The following is a 12,242-nucleotide window of genomic DNA, read 5'->3' as shown; positions in this document are numbered from 1 at the left end:
TGCTTGGAGTTCCACATCAGTCGGTTCTTTCCGAACGAAAGCTGCGGCCAACGGCACGTGCACCCCGGCCAGTCGCTCGCGCCATGTAGGTGGCGCCTCGGGCAAGCGTGCCTTCATGTGCGTCGCGTGCCGCGCCATAGCCGTAAGTGAGCGAAGCTCCGCCCGCGGCAAGTGCCGAAGCGATGCCCGGAAGCTGGTAAAAGACGTAGAGGGAGGCAAGGCAAATGGCGCCGAGCGCAACGGGTCGCATCAGTACATCGCTGTAGCTCTCGATCACTGTGAAGGTGGAATCGATGCAGGTAATAAGCAGAGAGCCAACCGCCACAACCAGTACCTGCAGGATCACGAAGTTGGCGAGTTGCCCGATCCAGGCTTCGGTGAAGCGGCGTGTCGAGCGGAACATGGCGAGCGCTACGAAAATCGGGCCGATAGCGAGCACGATCGCCAGCGCCAGGCGGGCATAGAGCGAAACGATATAACCGATCGCGGCAACCACGAAGCTTGCTAGGATGACCAGCATGCCACCGAGACCGGTAACGATATCGACACCCCATGAGGCGCGCGACCAGATCTCTTTCGCGCATTTCTGGCCTTTATCCAGCAGGCTGTCGAAGGTCGAGGCACTTGGTATCGTACCGGAGTTCAACGCCTGCGAGATCTCCTTGGGCAATGTGTCGAAGAAGATGCTGCCGATATAAGTCTGGTACTCGCGAGCATTCGTGACCAGCATCAGGATGATGGCAAGCTTCATTGCCCGAAAGGCGAAATCCATGATCGGTTCGTGGACGGATCCACGCAGGATCAGAAAGCCATAGAGGATGACATAAAGTGTCAAAGCCGCCGTCAATGGCCCGGTGACCCAGCTGGCAATATTCGACGTACCTGACGATATGAAGTTCTCCAGCGGCGCCTTGAACTGCCCATCGACGAAGGCAAAGATCTGATACATGCCTCAGCCTCCGAGTGCTTTGCCCATGCGCTCCAGGCGGGATTTCCAATCGGCCGCCTCGGCATTCACGCAATTCGGCGTTGCTCGCAATTCGCCGGGATTGCTTTTGCATTTGGCGATGAGATCCGACAGCAGCGTCTGGTTGGCCATCAGCTCGTCGACCGAATAGGTACGCTCGGGCTGCTTCGAGCAGCCGAACAAAGAAAGACCGAGTATGAGGAGAACAAGAAGCTTCATTGAAGGGCCGCTCCCATTGTATCCATGCGCTTGCGCCAATCCTCGGCCCTGCGCTGCTCATCGACCTGAACCTCGGCCTGCTGCATCATCTGCAACCCCTGCATCCTGAGCATATCGGTCTGGAGAAAGGCCGTTTCGGCTTGCAGCCGCGCCTGCAGATCGGCGATGTCCTTGGCGTCGCTTGCCGAAGAGATTTGCCGGCGTAATTGATCAATCCCGTCAATCCGCTTGGTCGCAGCGTCGTAGATTTGCTGGCCGAGGCTCATCTGCCCGGCATTTTTGTTCTGAAGACGCGACAGTTCCTGAGCGTAAAAGTCATTGGCGCTCGTTTTGTAGGTCGAATTGTCGGTCAAGAACTTTGAGGCAGCATCGCCAATCGCGCCTGAACCTGAGCCCTTGAGCAGGCTTTCGACGGCAGAAAAGTCCCCTGGCAATGCCTTGCGGATCGCCGGATCGTTCAACAGGCTGGCGACGTCAGCCATATTGGTGAGCTTATTGAGCGAACCGTAGAGCTGCTGGGCCTGCTGGAGTTGCTGGTTCAGCGCATCGAGCTGCGATTTCAGCTGGGTTATGCTTTCGATCTGCTTGGCAATCGCCGTCTGGTCGATCACCGGGATACCCTGTGCGCCGACGACATGGGCTGAGACGAGCAACGCTAACGCTGTTTGTCGAAACATTCTGCATCGAACCATCACACACTCCTTCTTTGCTGGAACATTTGTAACCATGCTTCGCCATCGCCATCGTCTCGGAGTTCAGACCGGATCGCATCGGCGAGTTCGATATTGGCCGTTCGCCCCGACAGGATTGCGAGCTCATCGTCGAAACCGTTGAGATTGAGTTCGGCGACAACACTGTTGTGACCCTGTTTAACAATGAAGCGCCGGCTTTCAGCGGAGAGCTCGCGGGCAACCAACTCGAATTCTCGTTCGGTGAGCTTGAAGCCACCGACATAGTCGTCTCGATTACCGCGGGAATTCGGCAGGAAAACCTGTGTTGGGCACTGCTCGATGATCGTATGCGCGATTTGTGAGTTAATGGCGTCGCGCGGGCTTTGCGTGGCAAACAGCATCAAGCCATTCTGCTTGCGGATGGTCTTGAGCTTGTTCTGGGCAAGGTCAAGAAAGCTCTCGTCCTGCAGCGCCTTCCAGAACTCGTCGATGACGATGATAATCCGTCGGCCATCAATCAATTGTTCGACGCGATAGAAAAGATAAGCCATCAAGGGATTACGGATTTCCTCATTGTCGAGAAAATCGGTCATGTCGTAGCCGAGAAATTTGGCACCGATACCGATTTCATCGGCCTCGTTGTCGAAGACCCAACCAAGCGGCCCGCCTCTTTCCCATCGACGCAGGCGTGCGGCGATCCCTTCCGGATCGGTATTGTTGAGAAAGGTGCGCAAAGCGCCGATCGTGCGCTGCTCTTTCGGCAGATCGGCAAGACCATCGATCGCCAGCGCGATATCGCTGACATCGCTGACCGAAAAATCACGCACGGTCGCACCGGCTAGCTTGGCGATAAATCGTGCCAGGAATATCTTGTTCGCCGGTGTCAGCTCTAAGGCTTTCAGCGGTGCACATCCGGTTGGCAGCCCGTTCTTCAACGGCAAATAGGTACCGCCGGCAGCCCGCACGAAGAGGTCGGCGCCACGATCCTTGTCGAAGAAGACCATGTGCGGGTCATGCTTTTCGAGTTGCGATAGCATGAAATTGAGAAGTACGGTCTTACCAGCACCCGACGGACCGCAGACGAAGGTGTTGCCGAGATCGCCATAGTGGAAATTGAAATAGAACGGCGAGCCCGACGCCGTCTTCAGCATGGCGACGGCCGGCCCCCATTCGTTGCCGTCCTTCCTGCCCATAGGATAGGAATGAAACGGAGAAAGTGCTGCAAAATTCCGCGAGGTGACCGCACCAGAACGGGCCCGATAGCGAAAATTACCAGGCAATTGTGCCCACCATGCAGCCTCGAGCCCCAGATCCTCGCGCGCCACGACAGCGCCGCCATTGGTCAGATGCGAGCGCGCCTTGGCGAGATTGTCAGCGAGGTCTTTGACAGATGAAGCGAATACCCCGAGGGTCAGGTGGTGCTCGCCGAGCACGAAACGGTTCGATTCGAGCTCGTCCATTGCCGCATCAAGCTCTTCAATCTGGGAGGCCGCCTTGTCGACCGCACTCACCATTTGGTTCTGCTTGCGCCCCATGATGGTGCGGGCATCGGTTTTAGACCTGAATGTGAAGGACTGAGTGAGGATCAGTTCGAAAGGTGCCGTCAGAATGCCGTCCAGCATACCGCCGCGGGTTCTCGCCGGATATTCCTTGAAACCGAACATGCCTGCATAACGGCTTGTCCCTTCATCGCGGATCTCGACTGTCTCGCGCCCGAAGATTACACGATCGGAATAGATCGCCGAGGAGATCCTGCCTTCCGTCAATGGTATAGGTTCTCGGCGGCCGCCGATCAACTGATGCAGCACCTCGCTCGGTTCGGAAAACAGGATGCCGTTCTGATCGTAAAGCGACAGCACGCGCGGCGTGAAGCGTCGCAGTCCTGCCGTGACATCGGTTACCTTGTCCCGTAGATGCTTCAGACTGTCTTCATCGAGCTCGACTGCGGTTCGTTGGGCCTTGCGAAGCCGTGACAGCAGATTTGCGAGCCGTTCGGCCGGATCGCGTCCCGGATGCCAGAGCAGGGTGAGATAGAGATCGTTGCGAAACAAGTCTTCGCCCACCATCCGCGCCCGATACTTGCCATTCAACGTTGCCGAGAAGGAATTGGCGAACTCGCCGTCGGGATAGGTGTTGTCGCGCCGGCGGATGAGGTGGGTCCAGATTGCCAGACGCTCATCCGCGATATTGCGGTAGAGCGTATTGAGATCGCGCTGCAGGCTGTTCAGATCGATAGCATCGATTGTCTCGAACGACACGCCGTCTAAAGCGATCATCGCTAGCAATGCCCTGGAATCGAGTGCGATCACGGTTTCGTCCACGTGCCGGACATAGGGGATGAACGTTTCCGGCTCGAGTTCACGGAATTTGAGACGGGACACATTAGGCATGACCAAGGTCCCTTTCGTCATAGTGTCGCACTAGCCTCAACGGCGTCAGCGAAGCACCACTCCAATAGGCGCCGTTGCGCGAACGACCACGCGTTTCGATCCAGGCCAGCAGAATACGGAACATGTTGTGGTCATGCTTGACGAGCGAGCGGAAAATGAAATGAAAGACAACACCGGCAAGCCCATAGGCAATCGAGCCGGCAATTATGTAGAGGATCGTCGTCAATATAATGTTGACGCCCATGGCCTCCATCGTCACCCCGGCAATCATCGCTGGCCGGGTGCAGGCCAAGAATAGGGTATCTTCCTCAAGCGAAACCTTCTCCAGCATCATCTTCAGCCCCCGGAAATCGTGCTGACGATCTGCGAGGCGCCAAATAGAATGCCGATACCAAGCACGACATAGGCAGCCTTGCGAAGGTCCAGGTAACCGAACATCCAGGCGATACCGACGATGATGACGGCGATCGTTGCCAAGAGCTTGGCGACGTTGCCGGTGAGTAAGGTGACGATATTTTGAAGAACCGTCTAGATTCCGCCGGCGCTCTGCGCGAAGGCTGGCTCGATCATCGCGATCGAAAGGACACTTGCCATCGCAATGGTGACGCCAAACGAACGAATATTGATCCTGGTCATCATTCAGACTGCTCCGGGTGATCATTTTGGAAGACCAGCGCGGATGATTGCCGCGCTGGATGGAATACATCCCAAGACGGTGGTTTCACCGACCGTTCGGGCAAAGGTCCTTCCTTGCCGTTCAAGGACGGATCACCGGCTTGGGATTCGGGAACTGTCGACCTCTCGACACTCTGCCCTATCGCTATGGCGGACAGCGTCTTCGAAAGCCGTTTGGCTTCGCGTTGGACCTGATCGTCATATTGGGCCATCTTTCCGACCGAAGGATCGGAGCGCCCGTAGTAGGATTGAAGCATCACGCGCTCAGCCTGCTGCGGTGCAGCGCCGGCGCGCTCGGCCAGACGATAATAACCATCGAGCAATGTGGCCGTCGCCTTGAGGTTGAGGCATGGATCGAAGGCGTCCGCGATACTGAGATCAAACTTGCGCAATTCGGCGATACCAATGCCGCCAAGCCCTAGCTGGACATCCAGATGCTCCGCCATCAGAGCCGTTGCGGTTTCGATCGCCTCCGCCTTGCTCTTCGGCTGTTCAAGAAGAGATGAACTTCCGCCCACACGAATATCGAAAGGCTGGAACTGGCTTTCGAGACTGACCACTGCTGCAAGCGTTTCGATCGCAATCGCCGGCGCACATGTCTGGGCAAGATCGGTGAAGGAGACAGCCATGATCAGTACCACACTCGCTGGCTTCCAACGCCATCGATGGTCACATCGACATAATGGGGCTCGGATCGCATATTCGGCCGCGCCGTCGGATAGCCCATGCATTGCATGTGCCGGCCATCCCGTTGCCAGCGCGCCGATATCACCAGCCCATCGTCTCTTGCGCCACTATTACGACCGGAGGCGCAATAGCCGCCGTCAACCTTGGAAAGCGTCAGCGAAACGCAGATCTCCTGTTGACCGCGCTCGCCATAGCGTGTCGTCAGGCGATAGCTGTCATTGCAGAAATAGGGCTCGTAACCAGGACGCGATGCCCGGAAGCCGACACCGCTGCAGGTGGGAAAAGAATGCCCCTTGGCAAGCTCCTGCCAGAGCTTGCTGATCGGCGGACGGCAGGCGGCATATTGTGTAGGTCCACCCGGATTGGAAAGACACAGGATAACCTGACATCCCCAATCATCGGCGCGCGCATGCCGCTCGGAAATGAGGTATAAAGGGATGCAGCCGGCAATGGCGAAGATTGTTCCAACCAGAAGGCGTTTCATCAGCATGATCCTTCGATGTGGCGATATCAAACGATCCGTTCGGCGACGAATCTGGCGCTGCTCGTAATTTATACTAGTTTATATAATGCAGTTAAAAAGATGACAAGTACCCTAACCACCCAGTGGCACAGTCTTTCGTTTGCAGCCTTCATCCTGCATGAGATCATGGATCATCCGCAGGAGGACGAGACACCGCAATCCCGGCTAAAGCAGGTCGGCATGATGAGTGTTCTTTACATCATGAACCAAGCTCATCAGGCACTAACTATCTCAAATATAGTCGAAATTACGAAGCTCACACGTATGGGAGTGACGGAGACAATCGAGCCACTGGTGAAACGTGGGATCCTGACGGAGACGTTCGTGAAAAATTCGATGGGCCGCGGCAAGGCCCGTCAATTTGAGATCGCGCCGGAGATTTTCGAGAAGCTAAGGAGCTTTCAGGCGCAGTGATTGGTCGTCTCAGCCGCCGAATCAAACTGAATTGAAATAGTCAATTAAAACGCAGAAACGTCCAAATAAAGCGACTATACTGATGTGCTTGAGCCACTCTTTCGTAAGCCCCGTGGCCTGAACACATAGCCAGCTGCATGGACGGTGCGAATGGCAGCACTACATCCGGGCAATTCTCCCAGCGCCTTGCGCAAGCGGCCGATGTGAACGTCCACCGTTCGCGGCGTGACTTCGGCGGAAGCCGGCCAAGCCGAAGCAATCAGCTCGGAACGGCTGCAGAGCTGTCCCTGCCTGCTCATGAGATGACATAAAATATTGGACTCGATTGGCGGCAGCGCAAAGTCGCGACCGTTGCAATGTATTCGACGGCTGTCGACGTCGACTTCCAGGTCGTCAAAGGCCAGCGACGCAACCATTTTCGAGTTGGCCGTTTCCATGGCTTGTCCCGTCGCCTGTCTGAGAGATGTCAACAACTTCTCCGGTGAAAGCGGCCTGAACAGGAAGTCATCAACACCGGCTTGCAGCAAGGCCAGATGAAGCGGCTGCGCTTCGCTTCGTAAAAGCGCAATCAGACGGACCTTATTGTCATGTTTGGTGAATCGCCTGATTTTGCCACATATGGAAACAGCATGTTGGGCTTCGTGGCCGCAATCGAAAAGGACTGCGCATGGTGAGCGCTCCGTGCAGGAAGTCAGAACATCGTTTACGCTGCAAGCCAAAGAGGGGATAAAACCCTCGGTCTTCAGAATATACCTAAACGGCAGGAACAGCTCCGCATCGCAGGTCCAGACAATGACTTCGTTGCAGGGGGCCACATTGAGCTTAACTGCCGCATCGGAGCGCTTGAAGTTGGACGCGCCGGACCGTGTGACGGCTCTAGGCTGGCGCATATTCACCCCCGTTGATATCGAGGATAGCGCCATTAACGAAACCCGCCTCCTCCGACGCGAGGAAGGCAACGGCAGCAGCGATATCCTCCGGCGTTCCCAATCTGGCAGAAGGAATACGCCCGACCGCGTCCCGATTGGCTGGCGTATTGGGATCGCCGGTCAAGGGCGTCAAGATCCTGCCAGGCGCCACGAGATTAACGGTTATGCCGAAAGGACCGCACGACCCGACAAGCGAGCGCATAAGACCGGCCAGTGCTGCCTTGCTGGCGGCGTAAGCGCCACCGGCGATGCGAGGGCGTGTGCGCCCAGCAAGCGATCCGATCAAAATGATGCGTCCGAATCCCGCCTGTCGCATTCCCCTGACGACCGCCTGACAACATAGCATGGCGCCGGTCAGATTAACGGCCAGCACTTTGTTCCATTCTTCCAGCCCAATGTCCTCGAACCGCCGAGGACCAGCGACGCCTTTGGGCGATATCCCGGCGTTGCAAACGAGAATTACGGCATCTCCCCAGGTCGATGAAAGCTCTTCGAAGAAATTGGCAACGGCCACAGGATCCGACAGATCGACAACTCGGCCCAAGACCCGTCCAGATCCGAACTCTGCGGATAGCACGGCAGTTGCGTCAGTCACAGTTTTAACGCTGTGACTGAAGACGGCGACGCAATGCCCCGCCGCCAATAGCCTTCGCGCCGTCGCCAATCCGATACCGCTCGTCCCTCCTGTCACGACGGCGATGCGAGACGGCTCTGGCATCATGCCGCCTCATCCAAGCCGGCAAACAAGGACAAAGCCGGATGAGCCTCAGGATCTGTCATGACCTCGATAAACAACGGCCCCTTGCCTGCCAGCCCACCCTGTAGATGAGCCGTGAGCTCGACTGGATCCTCAACGCGCACTGCCGGGCATCCGCAGGCTTGAGCGATCTGCATATGATCGACAGGCGCAAAATGGCACGCCGATGTGAAGCGTCCGAACTTCACGGTCTCGGCATCCCGCTGGAAACCAAGGATACCGTTGTTGAGAAGGATAATGGTGATGGGAAGATCGCAGCGAACCATGGTTTCCATCTCCGCCCAGCTATGGGCGAACCCGCCGTCGCCAATGATGGCGACCACCGGATGCTTGGGTCTAGCTGCCTTTGCGCCAAGAGCCAGAGGCAGGCCCCACCCCAGTCCCGCAAGACCGCGTGGCGTCAGGAACCGCATTCCTGAGGCAAGCGATCGCAATTGGCCGACGACCCACATCGATGAATAGCTTGCATCCGCAACGACGGTCGTCTGCGGTGTCAATGACGCCTGCAGTTCTGCCATGATGCGTTCCGGGCGGATCGGCGACGCAGTAGCATGCACGAGGTGATGCCGATCCTCATCGAACTGCCGCCAGCACTCGGCTATGCGGTCGATAAGAGCAGTCCGTTGGTCCCGACGTTGGGATAAATCTTGCGCGTTGAGGGCATGAACGAGCTCTCTGAGTGTTTCACGCGCATCCCCGACGAGGCGCAGCGCCTGATAATTGCGGCCGATTTCTTGAGGGTCGACATCGATGTGGATCACCTGAGCACCAGCAGGAATTTGCCGCCAGCTATCCGTGCCATTCTGATTGGTTCGCGTTCCAACCAGAATGATAAGGTCTGCGTCACCGACCAGAGCGGCCGTATGGCGCCCGAGTGACCGCGGCCCCACGAGTGACCCTAAGACGCCGGCCGAAAGCGGATGATATTCATTAACCGCACCCTTGCCCATGTTGGTGGTCAAAATTGGGAGTACAGCCAGATCCTGCAACATGGCCAGTTCATGGCAGGCATCGCTGCCAAGGACACCGCCACCCGCGACCACTACGGGATTACGGGCATTCGCGATCAACTCCGCTGCCCTTTGCAAAGTCGCGCGATCAGGGGACGACCGATCAAGCGGCCAATGACCGAGATTGAGAGATCGTGACGGCGTTTTGACGTTAACCTCCGAGCGCAGCAGATCTGCGGGCAACAGCAACGCAACTGGCCCGGGTCGACCGGAGGCAGCGGCAGTGAAGGCGGCATCGACGTAGTCCTCGATTCGCTCCGGGACCATGACCCTGCGCACCCATTTCGTGCAGGATTGGAAGAGCGCGATATGGTCGAGCTCCTGAAACGCGTTCCGATCCATCTGATCGCGCTCGACCTCCTGCACAAGTGCCACGATCGGAACGCTCGCCTTCAGCGCTTCGGCCATGGGGGGCACCAGCAGCGTGGCAGCCGGGCCATTTTGGGCAGCCACCACGCCGATCTTTCCGGATCGTCGAGCATAACCATCGGCCATGGCGCCGCCCATATTCTCCTGCCGGTAAGCGACCTGGCGAATGCCTGCCGCTTCAGCAGCCAGGATCAGTGCTGATGGTAGGCTCTGGGCAAATATATGGGTGACGTCATGGCGCACCAGCGAGCGAGCCAGGCATTCGGCGACAGTTTCCAAGGACTTCGTGCTCATGCGGTTGCTCCAGCAAAATCGGCTTCGTAGGTTTCGAGGAAATCGCCGAAGACTTCGACGATCAAATCAAGATCGGTATTCGTCATGGCCGTGGAGAGGCAGGCGGCGGCCCCAAAGGGCAGGAGGATATCGAGTTGACGGAAATGGCTTGTCAGGTTGGTCATCCAACTGTTCTGTTCCGGCGTCGGGAAGGCCTGCCGATAGTCACGGGGTATCTGCCGCTTTGGGTGGATGCGAAAAAGCGAAGCCGAACCGGTGACGACAAATGGAGCGTCATGACGCACGATGGCAGCAGAAAGGCCATCGCGCACACGCGCACCCATCTCATCAAGACGCTCGAAGCTTGCCGCGGTCAGTGCCTCCATAGCCACCCTTCCTGCGACCATTGAAACGGGATTGGCCGAAAAGGTGCCGCCCTGTGGCAGCGCTGGCCTTGCGCCCAAGCTTGCGAACACCCCCATCACCTCCTTGCGACCGCCGACCGCGCCGACTGGAAAGCCGCCGCCGATGATCTTTCCGGCCGCAATAAGATCCGGCACGAGCCCGAAATGTGCCGATGCACCGCGATATCCCTGCCGCAGATTGAGCACTTCATCGGCTATGACGAGAACGCCATGTTGCCGGGCAAGATCAGACACGGCTTCGATGAACGCTGGCTCAGGAGCGAGCAAACCTGCCCTGCTCGGCATGGGATCAATCAGGATGCAGGCAAGGTCGCCGCCCGACGCAGTCAACCTTCGTTCCAGGCCTTCGACATCATTGAAGCGGATCACATCGACCTCTTTGGCAACACTTTCCGGCGCGCCGGCATAAGAGGTCGAGGATGCTGGGGCGTCCGCTGGTCCCCAGGATGCAGGCGACGCGCCCTGGCTTACCTCGGCCCAATCATAGGCACCGTGATAGGCTCCTTCGACGCGGACGATGCGCGACCGCCCGGTAAAGGCGCGGGCTGCCTTGATAGCGAACATGACGGCCTCGGTGCCGCTATTGACGAAGCGGATCTGCTCGATCGCCGGAATGCGCTGCACGAGCAATTCCGCCAATCCCAGCTCGTGCTCCGTTGGATTGGAAAAGCAGGTTCCTTTCTGCAGGAGATCCGCAATTGCGTCAGCGACGGGCAGGTAACCATGACCGTGGATCAGCGTTGTGAAATTGTTATTGAGGTCGAGGAGCCGATTGCCGTCGACATCAATCAGATAGGCACCCTCACCACGGGAGATATACGTCGGCAGAGGATCGCGTTCGACGGTGACGCGCGTGGTTCCATCGGGAAACACGATCTGCCCTCGCTCGAAGAAATATTGCGAGCGCGATCTGAGCGCCGCCCGTCGGAATGATGGAAAATCCTGATGAAGCATGCCTTACCCTCTCCACGCAGAGATGCGCGTTCGCATCCCGTTCACATTTTTGTTGCATCAAAAAAACATGGAGAGGAGGAAAGTGCAACATAATTATTCAGCGGCGGGAGAGATTCCTTTGATCGCGGTCTGCGCTGATTTTTTTCATCTGGCGAAATCCATCACGAATATCGCTCTCGATGGCGGCGCGGGCAGCGGCCGCATCCTTCTCAACAAGCGCCTCTATCGCCGCACGATGATTGCGAGCACCGTAGCGCGTCTCGGAAAATTCTGGGTAGAGGCCGTTAAATGACGCACCAACCCGCAGCCACAGGGTCTCGATCATCTGCAAAAGATAGGGCATCCCGCTCAGACGGTAGATCGCAAAATGGAATTCCTTATTATGCCAAAGGGCGTCAAAATAACGCTTCTCATCCAATGCAGCGTCAATTTTCGCCTGAAGTAGCTCAAGCTCTTCGATCGTCGCCTCGCCGGCAGCCTTGACGGACTGCTCCGCCGCAAGCCCTTCCAGAGCCAGGCGCATTTGCGTGATCTCCTCGAGATCCGACAATCTCAAGTGAGGAACGATGACGGTTTTCGGGCCGGAGTAAATGAGCGCCCCATCGATCACCAGGCGGTTGATGGCGTCACGAGCGGGTGTCGTGCTGACATCCAGCATTTCCGAAACCGCACGAATTGTGAGCTTGTCCCCAGGGGAAAAAGCGCCACGTATCAGTCGCTCCTTCATGTTGCGATACGCCATTTCGCCCAATCGATTGGGCTGATGCTGAGCGTGCCCTTCGTCTTCCGGTGGCATTTCCATTAAAAATTTCTCCTATTTCCTTTGACAATCGTTCATTTTGTTGCAACAAAAGTGAAAAGCGACATACTTGCGAACATTATGTGACATTAAAGTCATAGCACTTTCGCAAATTCCCGTCTTCCCAAAGTTCAACTCGGGAACCGGATCAAAAGCCAAGCGATCGCGGTGAACGACTTA

Annotated in this window: 13 protein-coding genes and 1 pseudogene; 1 reads left to right on the top strand and 13 read right to left on the bottom strand. The window is 57.1% G+C overall.

Features of this window, described 5'->3' with window-relative positions:
- Positions 1-16 precede the first annotated feature (16 nt).
- The 8 genes and pseudogenes from AC13Q5_RS11620 to AC13Q5_RS11585 all read right to left on the bottom strand — a co-directional run bounded on the left by AC13Q5_RS11620 (position 17) and on the right by AC13Q5_RS11585 (position 6,093).
- Positions 17-949, bottom strand: a complete 933-nt coding sequence (locus AC13Q5_RS11620) for a TrbL/VirB6 family protein (RefSeq protein ID WP_113222316.1) — start codon at positions 947-949, stop codon at positions 17-19.
- Between the two features lie 3 nt (positions 950-952).
- Entirely contained in the window at positions 953-1,186 is a 234-nt protein-coding gene (locus tag AC13Q5_RS11615; protein WP_113217523.1) for an EexN family lipoprotein, read from the bottom strand.
- The gene (gene virB5 / locus AC13Q5_RS11610) at positions 1,183-1,863 is read right to left on the bottom strand and encodes a P-type DNA transfer protein VirB5 (RefSeq protein WP_349956707.1); all 681 of its coding nucleotides are present in this window, start codon (positions 1,861-1,863) and stop codon (positions 1,183-1,185) included. Before virB5 ends, AC13Q5_RS11615 begins: the two co-directional genes overlap by 4 nt.
- 14 nt (positions 1,864-1,877) lie before the next feature.
- Positions 1,878-4,247 (bottom strand): VirB4 family type IV secretion/conjugal transfer ATPase, encoded by a 2,370-nt coding sequence (locus AC13Q5_RS11605; protein ID WP_488501754.1) that lies wholly within the window; start codon positions 4,245-4,247, stop codon positions 1,878-1,880.
- Positions 4,240-4,578, bottom strand: a complete 339-nt coding sequence (locus tag AC13Q5_RS11600; protein ID WP_174176210.1) for a VirB3 family type IV secretion system protein — start codon at positions 4,576-4,578, stop codon at positions 4,240-4,242. Before AC13Q5_RS11600 ends, AC13Q5_RS11605 begins: the two co-directional genes overlap by 8 nt.
- Positions 4,579-4,583: 5 nt before the next feature.
- Positions 4,584-4,886, bottom strand: a pseudogene (locus tag AC13Q5_RS11595) (TrbC/VirB2 family protein).
- Positions 4,883-5,551: a lytic transglycosylase domain-containing protein gene (locus AC13Q5_RS11590; RefSeq protein WP_488502009.1), complete on the bottom strand. Its 669-nt coding sequence runs from the start codon at positions 5,549-5,551 to the stop codon at positions 4,883-4,885. The pseudogene AC13Q5_RS11595 and the gene AC13Q5_RS11590 overlap by 4 nt, the downstream one beginning before the upstream one ends.
- A 2-nt stretch (positions 5,552-5,553) precedes the next feature.
- On the bottom strand, positions 5,554-6,093 hold the full coding sequence (locus AC13Q5_RS11585; RefSeq protein ID WP_488501753.1) for a hypothetical protein: 540 nt from the start codon (positions 6,091-6,093) through the stop codon (positions 5,554-5,556).
- A gap of 99 nt (positions 6,094-6,192) precedes the next feature.
- Between AC13Q5_RS11585 and AC13Q5_RS11580 the strand changes: the two genes are divergently transcribed.
- Entirely contained in the window at positions 6,193-6,546 is a 354-nt protein-coding gene (locus AC13Q5_RS11580) for a MarR family transcriptional regulator (RefSeq protein ID WP_488501752.1), read from the top strand.
- Between the two features lie 74 nt (positions 6,547-6,620).
- Here AC13Q5_RS11580 and AC13Q5_RS11575 read toward each other — a convergent pair whose 3' ends face one another.
- The 5 genes from AC13Q5_RS11575 to AC13Q5_RS11555 all read right to left on the bottom strand — a co-directional run bounded on the left by AC13Q5_RS11575 (position 6,621) and on the right by AC13Q5_RS11555 (position 12,065).
- Positions 6,621-7,436 (bottom strand): winged helix-turn-helix transcriptional regulator, encoded by an 816-nt coding sequence (locus AC13Q5_RS11575; RefSeq protein WP_488501751.1) that lies wholly within the window; start codon positions 7,434-7,436, stop codon positions 6,621-6,623.
- Entirely contained in the window at positions 7,423-8,196 is a 774-nt protein-coding gene (gene fabG, locus AC13Q5_RS11570; protein ID WP_488501750.1) for a 3-oxoacyl-ACP reductase FabG, read from the bottom strand. Before fabG ends, AC13Q5_RS11575 begins: the two co-directional genes overlap by 14 nt.
- Positions 8,193-9,905 carry an acetolactate synthase catalytic subunit gene (locus AC13Q5_RS11565; RefSeq protein ID WP_488501749.1) on the bottom strand — a complete coding sequence of 571 codons (1,713 nt, stop codon included), beginning with the start codon at positions 9,903-9,905 and terminating at the stop codon, positions 8,193-8,195. The genes fabG and AC13Q5_RS11565 overlap by 4 nt, the downstream gene beginning before the upstream one ends.
- On the bottom strand, positions 9,902-11,263 hold the full coding sequence (locus AC13Q5_RS11560; protein WP_488501748.1) for an aspartate aminotransferase family protein: 1,362 nt from the start codon (positions 11,261-11,263) through the stop codon (positions 9,902-9,904). Before AC13Q5_RS11560 ends, AC13Q5_RS11565 begins: the two co-directional genes overlap by 4 nt.
- 97 nt (positions 11,264-11,360) lie before the next feature.
- A complete protein-coding gene (locus AC13Q5_RS11555) occupies positions 11,361-12,065 on the bottom strand; it encodes a GntR family transcriptional regulator (protein ID WP_488501747.1) in 705 nt (234 codons plus the stop codon).
- Between the last annotated feature and the right edge of the window lie 177 nt (positions 12,066-12,242).

This window comes from Martinezella sp. CNPSo 3964 (assembly GCF_057784375.1).
This window is presented reverse-complemented; position numbering and strand designations above follow the sequence as displayed.